Annotated in this window: 18 protein-coding genes; 9 read left to right on the top strand and 9 right to left on the bottom strand. The window is 46.6% G+C overall.

Annotated elements, in window-relative coordinates; genetic code table 11:
- Positions 1-47: 47 nt before the first annotated feature.
- Complete coding sequence (locus tag Ami103574_RS10005; protein WP_163066881.1) at positions 48-1,523, bottom strand: spore germination protein; 1,476 nt, start codon at positions 1,521-1,523, stop codon at positions 48-50.
- 148 nt (positions 1,524-1,671) lie between these two features.
- Between Ami103574_RS10005 and Ami103574_RS10000 the strand changes: the two genes are divergently transcribed.
- The 4 genes from Ami103574_RS10000 (at position 1,672) to pyrE (ending at position 4,671) form a co-directional block, all read left to right on the top strand.
- Positions 1,672-2,346 carry a peroxiredoxin gene (locus Ami103574_RS10000; RefSeq protein WP_246213123.1) on the top strand — a complete coding sequence of 225 codons (675 nt, stop codon included), beginning with the start codon at positions 1,672-1,674 and terminating at the stop codon, positions 2,344-2,346.
- 144 nt (positions 2,347-2,490) lie between these two features.
- Positions 2,491-3,006, top strand: coding sequence for an RNA polymerase sigma factor (locus tag Ami103574_RS09995; protein ID WP_163066880.1), 516 nt, complete (start codon positions 2,491-2,493; stop codon positions 3,004-3,006).
- Positions 2,996-3,901, top strand: a complete 906-nt coding sequence (locus Ami103574_RS09990) for a DUF3298 and DUF4163 domain-containing protein (RefSeq protein ID WP_163066879.1) — start codon at positions 2,996-2,998, stop codon at positions 3,899-3,901. Before Ami103574_RS09995 ends, Ami103574_RS09990 begins: the two co-directional genes overlap by 11 nt.
- 83 nt (positions 3,902-3,984) lie before the next feature.
- Positions 3,985-4,671: an orotate phosphoribosyltransferase gene (gene pyrE / locus Ami103574_RS09985; protein WP_163066878.1), complete on the top strand. Its 687-nt coding sequence runs from the start codon at positions 3,985-3,987 to the stop codon at positions 4,669-4,671.
- A 125-nt stretch (positions 4,672-4,796) separates the two neighbouring features.
- On the opposite strand, the gene Ami103574_RS09980 is transcribed toward pyrE, so the two are convergent.
- Genes Ami103574_RS09980 through Ami103574_RS09965 form a run of 4 tightly spaced genes read right to left on the bottom strand, consistent with a single transcriptional unit; the run spans position 4,797 to position 10,157 of the window.
- On the bottom strand, positions 4,797-6,260 hold the full coding sequence (locus Ami103574_RS09980; protein WP_163066877.1) for a PH domain-containing protein: 1,464 nt from the start codon (positions 6,258-6,260) through the stop codon (positions 4,797-4,799).
- Entirely contained in the window at positions 6,253-6,756 is a 504-nt protein-coding gene (locus Ami103574_RS09975) for a PH domain-containing protein (protein ID WP_163066876.1), read from the bottom strand. The genes Ami103574_RS09980 and Ami103574_RS09975 overlap by 8 nt, the downstream gene beginning before the upstream one ends.
- Positions 6,757-6,774: 18 nt before the next feature.
- A complete protein-coding gene (locus Ami103574_RS09970) occupies positions 6,775-8,148 on the bottom strand; it encodes a penicillin-binding transpeptidase domain-containing protein (RefSeq protein WP_163066875.1) in 1,374 nt (457 codons plus the stop codon).
- On the bottom strand, positions 8,145-10,157 hold the full coding sequence (locus Ami103574_RS09965; RefSeq protein WP_246213122.1) for an FtsW/RodA/SpoVE family cell cycle protein: 2,013 nt from the start codon (positions 10,155-10,157) through the stop codon (positions 8,145-8,147). The genes Ami103574_RS09970 and Ami103574_RS09965 overlap by 4 nt, the downstream gene beginning before the upstream one ends.
- A 316-nt stretch (positions 10,158-10,473) precedes the next feature.
- On the opposite strand from Ami103574_RS09965, the gene Ami103574_RS09960 reads away from it, so the two are divergent.
- The 4 genes from Ami103574_RS09960 to Ami103574_RS09945 all read left to right on the top strand — a co-directional run bounded on the left by Ami103574_RS09960 (position 10,474) and on the right by Ami103574_RS09945 (position 15,082).
- Positions 10,474-11,832, top strand: a complete 1,359-nt coding sequence (locus Ami103574_RS09960; protein WP_163066874.1) for an NCS2 family permease — start codon at positions 10,474-10,476, stop codon at positions 11,830-11,832.
- 121 nt (positions 11,833-11,953) lie between these two features.
- Positions 11,954-12,766, top strand: a complete 813-nt coding sequence (locus tag Ami103574_RS09955) for a lytic transglycosylase domain-containing protein (RefSeq protein ID WP_163066873.1) — start codon at positions 11,954-11,956, stop codon at positions 12,764-12,766.
- A 66-nt stretch (positions 12,767-12,832) separates the two neighbouring features.
- The gene (locus tag Ami103574_RS09950) at positions 12,833-14,023 is read left to right on the top strand and encodes a coenzyme F420-0:L-glutamate ligase (protein ID WP_163066872.1); all 1,191 of its coding nucleotides are present in this window, start codon (positions 12,833-12,835) and stop codon (positions 14,021-14,023) included.
- A gap of 186 nt (positions 14,024-14,209) precedes the next feature.
- Positions 14,210-15,082 (top strand): GNAT family N-acetyltransferase, encoded by an 873-nt coding sequence (locus tag Ami103574_RS09945; RefSeq protein ID WP_246213121.1) that lies wholly within the window; start codon positions 14,210-14,212, stop codon positions 15,080-15,082.
- 129 nt (positions 15,083-15,211) lie between these two features.
- Here Ami103574_RS09945 and trxA read toward each other — a convergent pair whose 3' ends face one another.
- The 4 genes from trxA to purR form a co-directional block, all read right to left on the bottom strand.
- Positions 15,212-15,523 carry a thioredoxin gene (trxA, locus tag Ami103574_RS09940; protein ID WP_163066871.1) on the bottom strand — a complete coding sequence of 104 codons (312 nt, stop codon included), beginning with the start codon at positions 15,521-15,523 and terminating at the stop codon, positions 15,212-15,214.
- Between the two features lie 133 nt (positions 15,524-15,656).
- Positions 15,657-16,568, bottom strand: a complete 912-nt coding sequence (locus Ami103574_RS09935) for an NAD(P)/FAD-dependent oxidoreductase (RefSeq protein ID WP_163066870.1) — start codon at positions 16,566-16,568, stop codon at positions 15,657-15,659.
- A 153-nt stretch (positions 16,569-16,721) separates the two neighbouring features.
- Positions 16,722-17,006 carry a septation regulator SpoVG gene (spoVG, locus tag Ami103574_RS09930; RefSeq protein ID WP_163066869.1) on the bottom strand — a complete coding sequence of 95 codons (285 nt, stop codon included), beginning with the start codon at positions 17,004-17,006 and terminating at the stop codon, positions 16,722-16,724.
- A gap of 126 nt (positions 17,007-17,132) precedes the next feature.
- A complete protein-coding gene (gene purR / locus Ami103574_RS09925; protein WP_163066868.1) occupies positions 17,133-17,942 on the bottom strand; it encodes a pur operon repressor in 810 nt (269 codons plus the stop codon).
- 225 nt (positions 17,943-18,167) lie between these two features.
- Here purR and murC point away from each other — a divergent pair, with 225 nt between their 5' ends.
- Positions 18,168-19,556 (top strand): UDP-N-acetylmuramate--L-alanine ligase, encoded by a 1,389-nt coding sequence (gene murC, locus Ami103574_RS09920; protein WP_163066867.1) that lies wholly within the window; start codon positions 18,168-18,170, stop codon positions 19,554-19,556.
- The last annotated feature ends 10 nt before the right edge of the window (positions 19,557-19,566 follow it).

The raw sequence follows: 19,566 nt of genomic DNA, 5'->3' as shown, positions 1-19,566 counted from the left end.
GAAAAAAATGGCGTAGCTTTTAGGCTACGCCATACTTCGTTTTTGAGTCAGGCTTTGGTTCGGAAGAACAGATGTTTTACAGCGTTGCCGTCAAAGGGCATCAGCGGATAAAGATAGGAGGTTCCAGCCAGGGTTTTGGTAGTAGCTACGGAGATGAAGTCGATGATAGTGGCTACCACGGCACCGCCGATGGCACAAATGGAAATGGAGGAATCTCCCAGCAAACCTGCGGCAAAGGAGGTGGCTCCGAGGTGAGCGCCCAGCTGAACGCCTATGAGAATGAAGATGCGCATAAACTTAATGCCGTATCCCAGCTCAATGCTGGGCTGCGTAAAGCTAGCCAGCGCAACTACCGCCATACAGAGGATGGTCTGCGGAATGAACCACCCAGAGGTAATAGCCAGTTCGCCAAGGATGAGTGCTCCGATTACTGACAGGGACATACCTAGGGAGTCCGGCGTGTTTAGAGAGGCCAGTTTGAGGCCGTCTATGGCCAACTCCAATAGAATGAACTGCCAGAAGAGGGAAATCGCAAAGTCTCCTTGGGGGATAAAGAACTTTAGGGCATCGTATACGGGTACATAGGCCTGAGCAAACATAAGGTATAGTGGTGTGATAAAGATAATACCGATAAAATTGAAGGCCCGCAGCAGCCGGAAGTAGTTGCCTGTAATGGCGGGGAAATAGTAATCATCCACATCCTGAAGAAAGTCAAATATTCCTGTAGGCAGCAGAATTACTGTGGGGCTGGTGTCTACAACGATGGCAATCTTGCCCTCGGTCAGATGAGCGGCGGCTACATCGGGTCGCTGGGTGTAGCGAACTTTTGGATAGGGATTCAGCCAGCCTAAAAAGCTTTTCTGGCCTATTTCTTGGATGATGTGCTCGGTGATGGTCTGATCCCCTACGGATACGGCATCTATGGTAATGCTGTTCAGCTTATCGGCAATCTTTTTTACTAGGGCTTCATCGGCTTTTCCCTTCATGTAGACCAAGCTCACGTCGGTTCTGGTGGCAGTGCCTACCGTGTGTGAGGTGAAGATTAGTTTAGGATCTCGTATTCTACGCCGAATTAAGGCGATATTGGTCATAAACGCTTCCGTAAAGCCATCCTTGGCTCCGCGAAGGCTTTTTTCTTTGGAGGGCTCTTCAATGCCTCGATTTGGGTAATGCCGAGAATCGATAATGATGACTTCGCTAAAGCCTTCCACGGCCAAGGCGATGAGGCCGGAAAAAATAAATTTTAGAATGGACTCTACTTGAGAATCTGTTTGAGCATCTAAAAAGGGCAGATTTTCCTTGAGGAAGAGGCTGGCATCGGTAGGGTCTTTCATCTCTTCTGGCTTTATTTTCAGTAAGTAGCTCATAACCATGGGCATGGTATCTCCAGTCACCAGCCCGTTTACAAAGAACATGACCGCTTTCTTGCCGCCAATTTGAAGGTCTCGAACTATAATATCGAAGCTTTCTCCTATGGGTAAAGCACTTTTCAAGGTCTCGGCCCAATAATTATTATTCTGCATAACGTTCCCTCCTACATTTATAAATAGTGTGTCTGTTTTCATAAAAAAAATTCATCAAGCTGCTCTGGACAGAGTTTTCTGTAATAGCTGATGGAGAGAACGCATATTACAGTATTATGGATATTTAACATGACGCATGAAGGAGGTTATGAATTTTATCATGGAAAACAATCTGACTCTAGGCATGACGGCCCCTGCCTTTACTGCAAATTCCACCTTTGGTCCCTTATCCTTATCGGATTATAAGGGGTCCTGGCTGGTCTTTTTCAGCCATCCCGGCGATTTTACGCCGGTCTGCACCTCAGAATTTATTGCTTTTGCCCAGCTTAACGACCAGTTTGAGCAGATAAATACCAAGCTGCTGGGGTTGAGCATCGACAGCAATCCCTCTCATCTAGCCTGGGTGAATTCCATATATGAAGTATCGGGCGTCCAAATCCCTTTTCCCATCGTCGTAGATCGGGTTGGGGACATCGCTCGGGAGTATGGTATGATTGCACCGGATGTTAGCACCCAGACTACTGTTCGCAGTGTATTTATCATTGATCCGGATCAGAAGATTCGGGCTATCCTTACGTATCCGCTTACCAACGGTCGAAACATACCAGAGATTTTCCGACTGGTCACGGCCATGCAGACCACCGATGCAGAGCACGTGCTTACACCAGCTAACTGGCGGCCGGGCAACCCAGTGATGGTGCCAGCACCTAATACCTATCAAGAACTATTGGAAAGACAGACCAATGCAGAGGCCATGGGTCTCATCTGTAATGACTGGTATTGGTGCTATAAAATTCAAGGGTCCGAGGAGGAACAGGAGTAGAAGGAGAGAACAACTGAAATTTTTAGAGAAATATCGAGAAGAGAGTCTTAGGAAAAGACTCTTTTTTTGCGTATTTGGGTTATATTTCTGAAACTTTTTGCAAGGCTGTTCCGTTATAATAGTGTAGGGAGGCAGAGAAAGAAAATGGCCATATGTAAAGATGAAAGGTATCAAGCCCTGGTGGGCTTTATAGAAGACAATCAGGAACGCATGTACAGGCTGGCTTACAGTTACGTAAAAAATCAGGCTACTGCCTTGGACATGGTTCAAGAAGCCGTCTACAAGGCCATCAAGGCTCACCAGCGGCTAGAGGACCCGGAGCAGGTAAAGGCCTGGTTTTACAAGATATTGGTCAATACTTGCCTGGATGAACTGCGGAGAAGCCGTCGTCTGGTAGCCACCGCCCCGGAACAAATGCCGGAAGAAGGGGAGGACAGCTTAGACTGCAAGGCGGACCATCTAGTCTTGCAGGAGGCTTTGAAAGAGCTGGATGCCGACACCAAGACCGTCATCGTCCTACGCTATTTTGAAGACATGAAGCTGACCGAAATTGCCGATTTGCTGGAAACTAATATCAACTCCGTGAAGAGTCGGTTGTATCGGGGGCTTCGTCTGCTTAAATGTCAGATGGGAGAGGGGGAGGTCAGCCATGTTGAATGATCAAAATTTATTAGACCTGCAAAAGGCCTATGAAGAGGAGCCAATTCCCAAGGAGTTGTCTCAGCGGGTGGCGGAAGCTGTCTACAAAGCGGAAAGGGAGCTATTGCAAGAAGAGGAAAGAGAGAGGATACTGAGGGGGAAAAAGATGAAGAGACGAGTAATAAGTGCCGCCGCCGCGATGGTGGTAGTCGTAGGAGGATTTGGTTTAGGCGTGAACACCAGCAAGGCCTTTGCTGATACGGTGTCGGATATACCTGTTTTAAGTAGCTTAGCAAAGGTGTTTACGGTGGAGAGAATTCACGAGGAAAACGATACCTATGTGGCAGATTTGAATATTCCCGGCATTGAGGGATTAAAAGACAAGGCTTTGCAGCAGCGAATCAACAATCTGGTTCGTCAGCAGGTAACCGCTGCGGTGGAAGAGACAAAGGCGATGATGGAAGAAAACAAAAAAGCCTATTTGGAGACCGGCGGTACAGAAGAAGACTACATGAAGCGAGAAATCAGTGTAGATTACAATGTGCAATGCCTGAACGACAAGGTGCTCTCCTTCTCTGTATACAAGACGGAAACCCTGGCCAGCGCCTACTTCGATATGTTTTATTACAATTATGATTTAGAAACGGGCAAAGAACTGACTTTAAAAGACTTGTTGGGTGACGACTACAAGGACATTGCCAACAAGCAAATTAAGGAACAGATTGCAGAACGGGCAAAGGAACCGGGAGCCATGTATTGGGATACCATGGAAGACATGGAGGCAGACGCATTTAAGACAATTGCCGATGATCAGCAATTCTATATTAATCAGGCAGGTAAGCCGGTCATCGTCTTTAATAAATATGAGATTGCACCGGGATATATGGGGATTCAGGAGTTTGAAATTCAAAAATAAATGAGAGCAAATTGCCCAGAGCCGCCTCATATGTGGTATACTTGTACCAAGAAAAATGTATAGAAAACAACGAGGAGGCGAATATGAGTTACAAGAAGGAATTTATTGAATTTATGGTGCGGGCAGGGGTATTGACTTTCGGAGATTTTACGACGAAGAGTGGCAGAAAGACTCCTTATTTTGTCAACACCGGCAATTACAAAACCGGTGCTCAGGCAGATAAGCTGGGTGGATTTTATGCCAGCTGTATCGTGGAAAATATGAAAGCAGAACGCATCAAAAACGATATCGCCGCCTTGTTTGGACCGGCATACAAGGGAATTCCCATTTCCGTCGCTACAGCCATTGCTCTATCCAGAGATTTTGACCGGGATATCAACTACTGTTTTAACCGCAAAGAGGAAAAAGATCATGGAGAAGGTGGGAAAATGGTAGGCTACAAGCTTCAGGACGGGGATTCTGTGCTGATGGTAGAAGATGTTATCACTGCGGGAACTGCTGTCCGGGAGACGCTGCCACAGCTAATGGCAGCAGCTGATGTGAAGGTAGAAGGGCTGATTATCTCTGTGGACCGCATGGAACGGGGACAGGGAGATAAGACAGCCATTCAGGAAATTGAAGAAGAATTCGGCATCAAGACGTATCCGCTGGTCACGGTCCGGGAGATTATCGATACGCTGCATAACGCAGAGGTAGACGGCAAGGTTGTCATCGATGATCAGATGAAAGAACGGATGGAGGCATACCTGGAGCAGTACTGCGTTAAGTAGGCGAACGTAAATAGAAAAACCGGTCTGGGAAAATCCCGTAACCGACAAATGAAGAGAACCCTCAAGAATTCTAGGCTTCCAAGGAGGCCTTTAATCTTGTTGGGTTCTTTTTTAGCTGCACCGCATCACTTTTGCAAGGGAAGGCTTTCATGTGACATAATTTGGTTTTCTATTGCTGTAAACCGTTCCTTGGGGAAATAGCCGATATTGTTACTCCTGTTTTCCATAGAGGATAAAATCGATACCTCCCCTTTATAAAGGCCTAACCGATTACTGATCGGCCCATATTTTACCGACATATTTTGAATCTTTCCGTAAAAGACAGTGATTGTTCTTTTTTGAAAGATTCCAGTTGAGATGCTAATCTTATTCTCGTATAGCTGCAAGGCTTTGGTGATACTGGATAAGTAGGCACAAAGCGCGAAAAAGGCGAGAATAAGCCATCCAATCCAACCTTTGAAGAACAGGGTAAAGCCGATGACTGCCAGGATGCCAAAAAATAACCAGGGGATAGAAGTTGGGAGGAGCGCTGACTTAGGAGAGCGTTCTGGAATTTGATCTAAAACAAATTCTGGTGCAATCTGCCGTATTACTTGTTGAAGGGTTTCTGGTTTCACAAGCAGGCAAAATAGCGGTGCTTGATTATTGGTAGAATCTCCCATACCCACATTGATGATTTCCCCATAGGCCAAATTGAAAAATCGAGCTTGAAACGATTGCTTTATAACCAATGCATTTGTCTTATCCAACGGCAGGGTAAACTGCCTTTTGGTAAATAGCCCATAGGATATCAAGACTTTATCGCCATTCTTTTTAAGTGTAAATCCGTAGTATAACAAAAATGCCGTAATACTTTTATAAATAAAAGGAATAACTGCAAGGGTAGCAGATAAAATCGTCGGAATAATTACTCGGCTAAGCCCCGGTGTTTCAGTATTAAAGGTCCAAAGCAAGGCAGCAATCAAAGCAATCGACGACAATAATCCGATAATTGAAAAGTTCAATATGCAGTGAAGGATTACTTCTTTAAAACGAAAGGATATGATGGTTTCTTCTGTAATTTGGTTGTTTTTCACGTTTTCCGCTTGTTGCTCAGACGCCGCATCAGGGGCGTCTGATTCCGTATCGATATAAGCGAGGATATGGTCCTTAAAAGCAAAGGCAAGCGGTTTACTAAAAACTAAATGGAAATCTACTTTTTCTGCGGTGGCAGATGAGTTAATGTCCAATTGCAGGGAATACACATCAAATATTCGTTCGAAGAGATTTTGCTGCAAATTCACTGTGGAAATACTAGATAATTTTACCGTCGTCTTGCTTTGGGATAATTGTTTGCGAGCGATAATCAGGGTCTCATCTTCAATATATATTTTGGTTCTTCGCCAACGAAGAAAATGGTATAAAAAGCAGACTAACATAACAATGAAGAAAATTCCAAGCCCGACTAAAGCCATCGTTGACGGGAAGTTCTGGAGTTTCAAATCTTTTATCATATTTAGAGCAGAAACAAAAAACACAGCGATGATATACCAAATCGATTTAAAGGTGCCCATGATAACGGAGATAAAATGGCATCGAACTTCAGGCATGTTGATCACCCCGCTGTTTTTGTTCCTTTACGATGGTACCGATACGAACGCCTAAGCTTTCTGCGATTTCTTCAGCAATCGGATTTTCTAAAAATCGAATGACAATATTTCCTCCTGCGGTTGTTGCAATAACTTTGCTAAGCCCATACATTCGGTCAATGGGCCCACGCTGAATGGAAATCTGATGAACCCGCTCAATAGGAGCAAGGTCTTTTGTGATAAACCAAAGTCCCTCTATCACTATAAGCTGCTTGTCATCAATATAATATTGATACCGTTTATATCTAATAATAGGTGTAATGATAATCCATCCTATGCTGATGGCAATAATGGCAGCATATGCAACGTTTGCCCAGGCAGGGAGTTCTGTATCTAAGAAGTAGAAAATTATTTTGGGTATACTGCACAATAGCAGAAAAATAATCGTGCCAATTGCAGATGCAAGCCGCATACAGCCGATGGCTTTTTTATGCAGATGTTGAAATTTTAGTTCCATGCCATGTCTCCTTTATAATTAGTCGGCTTTTACCGCAGCTTGAAGCACTGCATTGGCCACGCTGCCGGCCACCTTACTGCCGCTGCCGCCGCCCTCTACCAATACCACAAAGGCGTAGGGATGTTTTTCATCCTGGAGAAATCCAGTAAACCAAGCATTGTCTTCATCAGAATGGTCGCTTTGAGCTGTACCAGACTTCGCACCGATGCTGAGCCCCGGGAAATTACTTTGACCGTAATTGGTGATAACGTTGTTCCGCATCATATCGGCTAAGGTGGCAGCCGTGTCTGGACTGATGAATTCTTTGGTGGAATGTTTCAGGTAGAGACTGGTACGAACGCCTTTTGTAAAGGCTGTATGGGAGATAATCTGCGGCTTAGCGGCCGTGCCGCCTCCAGCGATAGCACCAGAGTAGACCATCATAGCGCAGGGATTTACCAAATCTTTCCCCTGGCCGATACCGGACCAAGCCAATTCTCCTTGCCCACCTGAGACGAAATCAAAGGTGGATTTGGCTGTTTGTATGCCATTTACTGAAAGGCTGCCGGTCAAGCCAACTTTTTTTACATAAGACTCCATTTGCTCACTGCCAAGTTCGGCGGCCAACTGACCGAAGGTGCAATTGCAAGAGGCAGCCAGCGCTTGCCCCAGCGTCAGATCTCCGTGAGCAGTAGGACAGGTGATAACCTGATCGCCGATGGTGACCTGCCCGGTGCAGTGGAAAGTCCGTTCCTGAATACCGTCAATCTGTTCCAGCGCTGCCGCTGCGGTAACCAGCTTGAAGGTGGAGCCGGGAATGAAGGTGGCAGACAACAGCCGATTGATGTAGACGCCCTCATATCGATGATCATCGTCTTTGATCGTAGGCTTGTCAGCGGGATCGTAAGTGGGGGCACTGACCATACAGATGATTTGTCCCGTCTTGTAATTATATACGCCTACGGTGCCTTTTCGGCCGTTCAGAGCCTTGTAAGCCGTTTGGCAGACGTCGGCATCTAAAGTCAGGTACAAATCCCGTCCTCCTGGAAAAATCGGTTTCGCCCCGGTAATAACATTGTAACCAGTCAGTTTATCGGCAAACCGAGTCATCGCACCGGTGCCGATCATCCCGCTGGAATCCCCTACTGCGTGAAGGGTAGCTTTGTGGAGGGAGGAGCTGGCTCCATAGGTCCATCCTTGGGAGCTTTCGTCGTAATCGGCCAAAACGTTTCCGTCTCGGTCCAGGATTCGACCAGTATTCAAGACATCACGGGTGTATAGATGGCGGTTGGCAGAAAAGGCAGACCAGGTGTTGCCCTCTGCAAAAAATTTAAAGGTAAACAGTACTGTTCCGGCCACCAGCACCAGGGCCAGCAGGAAACACACAATGGTGCGAGATGTTATTTTTTTCATTTGTTTTCCTCCTCTCCCCTATCAGGCTGACCAAATTGACGGAGAAAATCATCGATTTCCTGGGTGTGAGGCGCTGAACGATCAGTACCTTCCTCCAAGCGGTCAAACTGCTGTAGGAAGGAATCAATTGGGTCTGGCGCACTGGATAAAGGCTGAGCCTCGGGTTGCATTCCGCCGGCCATATCAAACAATGGGTTGAATCCAGTCTCCATGCTGTTAGCTGACTCCAGTTCTTCACCTAAATTGGGCAGGCTGCGGACAGCGAAACTGGCATTCTGCCGGGTATCGGCAGCTTTTAAAAAGGCCAGAAGCCCCCAAGAACTAATCATGCTGGAACCGCCGCAGGAGATGAAGGGAAAGGTCACCCCGGTGAGAGGCAGCAGGTCTACAGAACCGAAGACGTTTAAGATTGTCTGAAATACCAGCAGGGAAGTGGCCGCACAGGCTGCCGTAGTGTAGAAGGCTGAACGCCCTGTTTTAGTTACCCGAAAGGCGAAGATGGACAAGGTCACGATGCTGGCTACCGCCAATAAGGCGATAATCAGGCCCCATTCTTCACAGAGCATGCCGAAGACCAGATCGGTGTTGGCAGCAGCAATGTTGTGCAGCCAACCGTTTCCTGCACCTACACCAATGAGCCCCCCGCTGGCAGCTGCTGACATGGTGCGAACCTGCTGGTAGCCAGAGCCGGTCGCATTTTGCCAGGCATGGCCCCAGACGGAAAATCGGGAAGCGATATAGGGCTTAAATCGCAGGATCAGACCGCCTCCGGCTACCGCTCCGCCGCAGATCAGCGATAAGGTGGCAAAATCCCCCGATCGAAGAAATGCGATGACGAGAAATACCACAAAGAAGATGGCCGCCGTGCCGAAGTCGCTCATAATAGCCAAGGCCAGCAGACAAAACCCGGAAAGGAGCATAAAGCCCCATAAGTTTCGCTTGACAAACAGCCGGTCTAACGTAGCGCACCCGGCAAAAATAAAGGTCACCTTGGCCAGCTCCGAAGGCTGTACGGAGATGCCGGCAATAGATATCCAGTTTTGAGCTCCGTGAATCACGGAGCCAAAAATTAAATTAAGGAGCAGCAGTCCCGCGGTGGCTCCGGCCATGAGATAACGAGCCTTTACCGTTCGGTTGAGATCTCGCAGAAACCAGCCTAATCCCAGAAAGAGTCCGATGCCCATGAGGATGGTGATGGTTTGTTTAATCAGAGAGCCGGGGGCAGAGGAGGCCGTTACAGCTAAGTTTAAGGTACAGGCGAAAAATGCCAGAATTTCCGGTTCAAAGCCCGTTCGTTTGGCGATTTTGGAGAGCAGTACATAAGTCCACATGACCCCTAGCAGAACACTGTAGCAAAGAAGGATGGTATTTGCGTGCTCTGGCCTGGTGATGAGCAGTTGGCCTACCGTCAGAATTTGAAAGACTGTCAGCATGGCGAAAGAACTCCAAGGGGGGGCAGGACGGCTCTGAGCCAGCCGGTTCTGCTGCTGGACTTCGTGCTCCGCCTCGGAAATCGGCTCCAAGGTCAGAATGACACCACCCAGCATGATGGTCTCTCCCGGACCCAAGGGGGCGGAATCTATCACTGGTTTGCCATTGCAGAGAATTGGGTTTTTTTCGGATAGGTTGTAAACCTGCCAATTGCCATTATCATCTCGAATTAAGGAGCACTGGGTTCTGGAGATGGTGGGAAAGTCGATAATCAAGTCGCAGTGACGAGCCCGGCCCACCGTACACTCCCAATGACGTATTGGAAATTTACCCAATTCCGATGATACCAGATAGCCCCAGGTCTCCGCAGGGTTCTTCACCCGAAGCATGTCGCGAAGTACAGATAAGAGGATGCCTAGGGCCAGTACAGGGAAGATCCAGCGGACAAGGCCGCCGTACCAATCCCCCACCGTAGTAGGGTTGTCCGACAGCCACCCGAAGACATAGCGGAGGACTTCTCCGGTGCGAGAGAAGAAATCCCCTAGGATTTCGCCTATATTACTCATAAAGTCTGACACGATATTACCTCCGAAGGGCGCTTGCAAGCGCGACGTAAAATTTTTTAATCCGCAGCAGCGCAAGCTGCTGGAAACTTGTTCGGTCTTTGGTGTGCGGCAATGTCTGCCGCTTTCGTTTGGATAAAAAATTATACCATAGTTTTGAACCTGCCGCCACCACTGACCAGGAAACTTCATAATCTGTTCAGATTTGTCTGAGAAGATATAATTACTATTCCTTACGGCATGAGGACAATTAATTATATTGACAAAATTCTTCAATTAGAGCAAAATCGGTAAGGATTGTTTTTTCATCAGTAGATTGAAAGGAATAGATATGGAACGATTTTTTAAACTAAAAGAACACAATACAGATGTAAAGACGGAAATCACCGCAGGTGTAACCACTTTCTTGTCCATGGCCTACATCTTGGCCGTTAATCCCAGTATGCTGGCTCAGGCAGGCATGGACAGCGGAGGCGTTTTCACCGCGACGGCCATATCGGCAGCGGTAGGCACATTAATTATGGCCCTTTTTACGAATTATCCTATCGCCCTGGCTTCTGGCATGGGCTTGAATGCGTATTTTACCTATTCTGTGTGTATCCCCTTAGCTCAGCAGGGAATACAAGATCCCTGGCGGATTGCGTTAGCCGCGGTCTTTGTAGAAGGATTGGTATTTATTTTGTTAACTCTGTGCCGATTCCGGGAAAAGCTCATCAACGACGTACCGAAGAACTTAAAATACGGAATAACGGTGGGGATTGGCCTTTTTATCACCTTAATCGGGCTCAGCAATGCGGGCATAACGGTGGCTAGCAGTTCGACTTTGGTGGATTTGGGCAGTGTGGTTTCGGCGCCCTTTGCCTTGGCCTTTTTAGGATTTTTGATTATCTGTATCCTCCAGCATTACAAGGTGGTATGCCCTATCCTTTGGGGAATACTGGCCACCTGGGGGCTCGGCATGGCTGCGCAGCAGCTGGGCTGGTATGTAATCAAACCAGAAGCAGGACATTACTCGTTGATTCCACAGTTTTCCGGTATGAGTTTTATGCCGGAAAAGCCTGCACTCTTCGCCTTTGACTTCAGTTTTATCATGAGTAACGCTGTTCAGTTTACCGTTATTGTGTTTTCCTTTCTATTTGTAGAATTGTTCGACACCATCGGTGGGCTAATTGGCATCGCTGATAAGGCAGACTTGCTGGATGAAGAGGGGCGGCTGCCCAAAGCCAGTCGGGCTTTAATGGCGGATGCTATGGGTACGGTGGCAGGTGCCTGTCTAGGTACCTCTACGGTTACCGCTTACATGGAAAGCTGTGCTGGGGTAGGCCAGGGCGGGCGCACCGGGCTCACTGGCGTAACCACGGCGGTACTCTTTCTTGTAGCTCTGTTCTTTTCTCCGGTCTTCACGGCTATCCCAGGCTTCGCTACGGCTCCAGCCTTAATCTTTGTGGGTTGGCTGATGATGGGCTCCATCAAGAAGATGTCCTTTGAAGGAGACATGGCGGATGCTATCGGCGGATTTATGGGGATGATTATGATGCCTTTCACCTATTCTATTGCTAACGGCATCATGTTTGGCATCCTCAGCTGGTTATTTTTGAAACTGTGTTCTGGCAAGGCTAAGGACATCCCCCCTGTCATGTGGATTAGCGGCTTGTTATTCGCCTTGCGTATTGCCACCATGGTGGGGTAAAAGCAGGAGATGGGCCTGCACCATACTTTATGGCCTCTTAAAACAAATGTTTGGAGAACCGGATGAAGTATGGTACAATAGGAGAAAAGGCCATTTATAGTAGCAAGGATAGGAGCTTGACATGAGCATAGATCGAGTCAATCTGAATAGTCAATATGGAAAAGGAAGCGGCCTGAGTCTGACCACTGGGGCTTTGCTCAAAGAAAATGAACCGGATTTTCAGCAGACCTTAAATAAAATCTTACCGGAAAACCAGCGGCAGCAATGGCTGTCAAGTACTTCTGGTGACGTAAGCGCAAGGAGAAATACCGATTCTGGCAGTCTGGAAGACATCTTTAACAAAGCGGCAGATACGTATGATGTGCCGGTAGAGCTGTTAAAGGCTATGGCCAAGGCGGAATCAGGCTTTAACGCCAACGCCGTGTCTAAATGTGGGGCTATGGGTATCATGCAGCTGATGCCAGCTACGGCCAAGGCCTTGGGAGTAGTGGATGCCTATGATCCGGAGCAGAACATCATGGGGGGAGCCAACTACATTTCTCAGAAGTTGAAAGCCTATGACGGCGATATCACGTTGGCTCTGGCCGCCTACAACGCAGGTTCGGGCAACGTGGCTAAGTATGGAGGGGTGCCGCCCTTTAAAGAAACACAGAACTACATAAAAAAAATATATGGCTATATGGGAGAGGACTTGCAGCTGCCGAATCAGCCGTTGCAGTCAGCCAAATCTTCTGCTTCAGGAGTGGACAAGCTCTTGGGGAATCAGGATTTTTCAGAGATGAGCACAGAGCAGGCTTATCTGGCAGCCAGATTGCAGATGCTGCGCCACCAGTGGGATATGCAGGAGATTTTTGCATCAGCTAAGGAGGAGGACCAAGAGCAGTCCGACGATTTACAGCTGAACTTATTATTGAATTCTTTAAAAAATTTATAGAATAAAAAGATTGTAGAATCAGAATAGCACCAGAAAAGAAAGCTATCAAAGGAGAAGGAGTTTTTGATGGAAAGAAGAGTAGGTACCATTTCCAGAGGTTTAAGAGCGCCTATTATCAGACAGGGCGATGATTTAAAGAGCATTGTAGTGAATGTATTGCTGGAAGCCGCAAAAAACCATGATTTTCAAATTCAAGACAGGGATGTGCTGGCGGTTACAGAAGCTGTAGTCGCTCGGGCTGAGGGCAACTATGCCACCATATCCCAGTTGGCAGAGGATGTGAGAAAGAAGCTGGGCGGGGAGACCATCGGGGTGATTTTCCCCATTTTGAGCCGGAACCGATTTGCTATCTGTTTGAAAGGCATCGCTCAGGGAGCCAAGAAAATTGTACTCATGTTGAGTTATCCCAGCGATGAGGTGGGAAACCATCTGGTAGATGTTGACTTACTGGATGCAAAGAATATCAATCCGTATACGGATGTATTGACTCAGGAACAGTTTGAAACGCTCTTCGGCAAATCAAGACATACCTTTACGGGCATGGACTATGTGAACTATTACAAAAAGTTAATAGAAGAGGCAGGCGCAGAAGTAGAGATTATTTTTGCCAACAATCCCCGGACTATTCTCCAGTACACTAAAAAGGTGTTGACCTGTGATATCCACACTAGAGAACGCAGCAAACGGATTCTGCGGGACGCAGGAGCTGAGATTGTATTAGGGCTGGACGACCTGCTGAACGAAAGCGTGTCCGGAAGCGGATTCAACAGCAGATACGGCATTTTAGGCTCCAACAAAGCTACAGAGGATACGGTCAAGCTGTTCCCTAACGATTGCACAGAGTTTGTCAAGAGTGTGCAGGCAGAGATTAAGGAAAAGACCGGAAAGACGATTGAGGTGATGGTTTATGGAGATGGCGCTTTCAAGGATCCGGTAGGAAAGATTTGGGAACTGGCTGATCCGGTGGTGTCTCCGGGATATACCGAAGGGCTGGAGGGAACCCCTAATGAAGTAAAGATTAAGTATCTGGCGGATAACGATTTTGCCCATCTGAGCGGTGATGAACTGAAGGCGGCCATTTCGGAATACATCAAGAACAAGAACTGCGATCTGGGAGATTCCATGGCGGCTCAGGGAACTACGCCGAGAAGATTGACAGACCTGATTGGTTCTCTCTGTGACCTGACTTCTGGCAGTGGGGATAAGGGTACGCCGATTGTGTATATTCAGGGCTATTTTGATAATTATACTGTTTAATAAGATATTGTAGAAATAAAGTGATTTTAGTTTTTGTGAAAAGTCGTAAGATGTATTGTCTTACGGCTTTTTTTCTTTAAAAGATTGTTCGCCGTCAATTTATCCGTCGTGCTATTACGCTGAAAGAAAAGAGTTCTGTTCTGAAGTCAATGATAGTAAAGTAAAAGCAGAGGGGGAAGAGTATCTATGTTAAATATGGACTTTAAAGTACTGGGAAGTACCAAGCTTCCAATAATACATCAGGCCTTTTTAAAAGCATTCTCTGATTACCAGGTGCAAGTAGATTTATCGCTCTCAGATTTTCAAATTATGATGAAAAGAAGAGGCTTTGCACCCGAGATATCCTTGGGTGCATTCTCTAACTCGGCTCATGAACCAATAGGCTTTATCTTAAATGGCTTGCGTCCGTGGGATGGCAAACTGACGGCTTATGATACCGGAACCGGGGTGATACCTGTATACAGGAAACAAGGGATCACAAGCGGCCTTTTTGAACAGGTCCTTAAGGTGTTAGCCCGGCAAAATGTGGAGCAATATCTGCTAGAGGTTCTACAAGATAATACCGCAGCCTTTAAATTATATTATAACCAGGGTTTCAGGGTCACCCGTACCTTTTCCGTTTATCAGTTGAACAAAATTACAAATCCCTTAAATCTGACGGCTAATGACCTTGAACTTATCCCTCAAATAGCTTCTGAGGACTGGAAAGCATTAGAGGCGTTCTGGGATTTTAAACCATCATGGCAGAATTCCGTCCGCTCCATCCATGCTGTAGCCGAGGAATTTACCTGTGCAGTCTTACGACGCAATACAAAGCTCATCGGTTATGGTATCGTTGGTAAGGCAACAGGGGATGTTCCCCAATTGGCTGTTTGCCAGGAGTATAGACGGCAGGGCATTGCCACGCAGATTCTTGCAGCATTAATGCAGAATACGAAGTCCAATATTTTAAGTTTTATCAATGTTGATGATACTTCTCAAAGCACAAGAGCTTTTTTAGAACGTATGGGCAGCGAAAATGTTGGGGGACAATATGAAATGGTCCTAACCCTTTCGTAGAGGATTGTTCCTGCTAGGCTTTTTTAATGCCACAAAAAAACAGAAGCGCAATTGAGAAAAGCTTCTGTTTTTTATTATAGTTTTTATAGGTAAAGTCAGCTAGGTTATGTCTCTTCATGGCAAGGAAGTTTATTTTTCCAGCATGGATACGATATCCTTCTTCGGACGGGCGCCTACAGCCACGTCTACCACTTTGCCTTCTTTAATGAGCGCCAGTGTAGGAATACTCATTACATTGAAGGCACTGGCCAGCTCCGGCTGCTCGTCGATGTTGACCTTACAGATTTTAGCGGTAGAGACTTCCGATGCGATTTCATCGACAATAGGGGAGACCATCTTGCAAGGTCCGCACCAAGAGGCCCAAAAGTCGATGAGGACCGGCTTGTCGGATTCCATTACTTCTGTCTGAAAATTATCTTTTGTTACTGTTAATGCTGCCATAGCTTTTCTCCTTATTTTCTATTTCTAGAGGGCCGTTAAAAGCTCCTCTGCCTGTTGTGTTAGCTTATGATGTAATTATACTATATTGTATACCCAGATTCTGTGACTTTATCACCAAATTTACAAGAATATATCAGCGTCGCAGATAGCGGACCACGGAGGTGCCGGCGACAGCACCATCGCTGACGGCTTTGGCGATTTGCAGCAGGCCGCCAGTGCAGTCTCCTGCCGCGTAGAGGCCAGGGACATTGGTGGCCATGCCAGCATCCACTGTAATTTTATTCCCCTCGGTAAAGGCACCAATTTTCCTGGCCAGAGCAGTGCTTCCTGCTGTTCCGTAAGCCACAAAGAGTCCGTTTAAAGCTACCTTGCTGGCATCGCTTAGGGTAGCGGAGCTCAGGGCTCCCGGTCCGCCTAGGAGCGGATTGGCTGGGCCTGGATCTAAACTGGAAATCGCTTGAGTTTTTACGGCAACTTCTTTAGGAAAAGGTACCGAAGGGGTGGTTCCATTGGTCAGCAGGGTAACGGAACCGGCGATTGGCAGCAGTTCCTGGACTTCGTTCAGGGCGTATTCTCCGCTGCCCAGCACGGCGACATCCTTCCCTCGATAGAAAAAAGCGTCGCAGATGGCACAGTAGCTGACGCCCTTGCCTTCCAGCTCTCGAAGGCCGGGAATAGGCGGTGCCGTGCGGGAGCTGCCGGTAGCCAGGATGACTGCATCTGCCTCATAGGCAGCCTTTTCAGTCTTTACCAAAAAAGCTGGTTTGTCAGAGGACTGGTCCGATTCGTCGGTCTGACTGCTGATGCTGACAACTTCTTCCTTCATCACTTTCGTTCCCAGCCGTTTGGCTTGAGCGATACCTGTTTCTACTAGGCGGGTACCGGACACGGGATATTCGAACCCATAATAATTTTCAATTTTGTCTGCCTTGCCTAAGGCACCCAGGCCATTGCCGATGATGGTGGTCTGGAGGCCGGCGCGCACGGTGTACAGGGCTGCGGAAATGCCGGCCGGGCCGTTTCCTATAACGATAACACGTTTCATAAATTGCCCATCCTTTCTTTATCTATTATATATATTCTATATTTACCCCAAAAAATTATATTTATCACTGGATGAAAAAAGAGGAGGCAGTTGTCAGATGGCTCCTCTTTAGATTTAAAATATTATAATACCTATGTAACCTGATCGGAGGGTCTACTCTGCGGGAGCAGCGTCAACTTTCTCCTCCAGAACCTTTTCGTATTCGGCAAAGATTGCATCTTTGATTTTGTTTCTGGTCTCTGAAATCAGTGGATGAGCAATATCTCTAAAGTCCCCTTCGCCCATCTTTCTGCTAGGCATCGCAATAAACAGCCCGTTTTGCCCTTCGATGATTTTAATGTCATGTACAACGAACTCATCATCAAAAGTAACAGAGACAACAGCCTTCATTTTTCCATCGTCGTTAACCTTGCGAACTCTTACATCAGTAATATTCAAATCTGGTCACCATCCTTTCATGCCACAAAAAATATGCTGCACACTTTAATAAATTAGACATTTGCCAGTATTATACAATGACACCAAAAAAATTACAAGAAGTTTTGACTAAAAAATAAGTGTTTTTTAAAAAATCTGACAATTGCTATAGACTTGGATTTCTTTTGTGTTTTCATCCACCTTACCAAGGTACAGCAAAGTGCAGTAATCTTGGATTTTTTTCGTGTCTGGTTCGGTAGAGGCGATGACAATACCAGTACCGACGATTTCCGCGTCAAATTCCCCTAAAATATCCTTGATGCCTTTCACACTGCCGCCTGCCCGCATGAAATCGTCAATAATCAAAACCTTGGAACCGGGGGCTACCGCCCGCTTGGATACAGACATTTTCTGTACCCGGTCAGAGGACCCGGAAAAATAATTAATGCTTAAGGTGGAGCCTTCTGAGATTTTACTTTCCCGTCGAATGACAATCATCGGTACGTTGAGCATGTGGGCAGTCATCGTAGCGATGGGAATACCCTTGGTTTCAATGGTGGCCACGTATTCGGCCTGGTAATTTTGAAATTTTCGGGCAAAGACGGTGGCCGCCCGGCGGGCGATATCCGAATCAAACATGATGTCGGAAGTGTAGAGGAACCCACCGCCTAAAATGCGGCTGCTGTCTCGAAGTTTTTCACACAACTCATCCTGGAGCTGCCGGCAGCTTTCGTCAGAGATGTGGGGAATATATTTGACGCCGCCGCCAGCTCCGGCGATGGTCTGGATAATGCCCAGGTCCACGGACTGAAGAGTCTGTCTGGCTGTTTGTAGGTCTTCACTGATGCTGGATTTGGCTGCGTCAAAGAGAGAACAAAAATAGTTTAGACTGTATAATTTGTTGGGGGTATCGGACAAAATCTTAATGATGGCCGCTACGCGTTCCGCTCGTTTCATAAAATTCCTCCTGCGTAATCAAAGTGTTTTCAACTTTTATTCTACCATAAATAATATTTTAATAAAATACAGGATTTTTTTGAGTAAAATATGGTATAATGAATTCTATATTGAAATAACTTCGTTACAAGGAAAGAAAACGTACGGACCACGGGCTCAAGGAGCTTGCGTGGTTTCTTGTGCGACTTCATGTTTCATGAAATATATTTTTTGGAGGCATAAACTGTGATAAATTTATCCGATTATAATCATATACATTGCATTGGAATCGGCGGTATTGGCCTGAGTGCTATCGCTGAGATTTTACTGGATAGAGGGTATACTGTTTCAGGGTCTGATATGAAGGAAAGCGAGATAACAGACAGGCTGATGAAAAAGGGTGCCCATATTTTTTTGGGTCAAAGAGAAAAGAACGTGGAAGGGGCCGACTTAGTGGTTTATTCCGCAGCGGTAACCCAGGATAATCCGGAGATGATTCGGGCAGCTGAGCTGAATGTTCCAGCGATAACTCGGGCAGACATGTTGGGTGTGCTCATGTCGGAATATGAGAACAGCATTGCGGTATCTGGGACCCATGGGAAGACCACGACTACCTCGATGATTTCGCTGATTCTGGAGAAGGCGCAGAAAGATCCGACGATTTTAGTAGGCGGCAACTTATCGGAAATTGGCGGTAATGTGAAGGTGGGCCAGAGCGAATACTTTGTTACCGAAGCCTGTGAATACATGGACAGCTTTCTCCGGTTACGACCTCGGATTGAGATTATTCTGAATATCGACTCCGATCATTTAGATTACTTCAAGGATATAGACCACATTGTCAGCTCCTTTAAAAAATTTGCGGATTTAGTGGGAGATGGCGGCAAGATTATCGCCTATGAAGCGAATCCTTTTGTCAATGGCATTGTCAAGGAACTGCCAGATGCCATCACGTTTGGTTACAATGAGAACTGTACCTATTATGTGACGGATATCATTTTCAACTCCTTTGGCATGCCTCAGTTCTACGTGAATCACGATGGAAAACGCTTGTGCACTATTCAGTTGTCCATACCTGGGGAACATAACATCTTAAACGCCCTGGCAGCCTTTGCCTGCTGTCATTCCTTGGGAGTAGAAATTGAGAGCATGGTGTCCACGCTGGAAAGTTATACGGGTACGCAGCGACGGTTTGACGTCATCGGCGTAACCTCTGACAACGTTCAGATTGTAGACGACTACGCCCATCATCCGACGGAGATTAAGGCAACTCTGGCAGCAGCGCAGAACATTCCTCACAAAGATTTGTGGTGCCTGTTCCAACCGCACACGTTTACCAGAACCTTGGCTCTCTTTGATGAATTTGCCGAGTCTTTTCAGCAGGCAGACAAAATTATTCTTGCAGAAATTTATGCGGCTAGAGAAAAGAACGTCTATAAAATCAGTTCCAAGGAGCTGGTCAATGAGATTAAGCGGGCCAATCCGTCTAAAGATGTGTATTATTTCAGTGACTTTGAAGAGATTGCTAACTTTGTTGTCAACAATTCTCAGAGCGGCGACCTGGTTATCACCATGGGCGCAGGAGACATCTACAAAGTAGCGGAAATTATTTTGGAAAAGGATAGAAGGAGATAAACGAAGCAGT

It is taken from the genome of Aminipila butyrica, from assembly GCF_010669305.1.
GTDB lineage: Bacteria > Bacillota > Clostridia > Peptostreptococcales > Anaerovoracaceae > Aminipila > Aminipila butyrica.
This window is presented reverse-complemented; position numbering and strand designations above follow the sequence as displayed.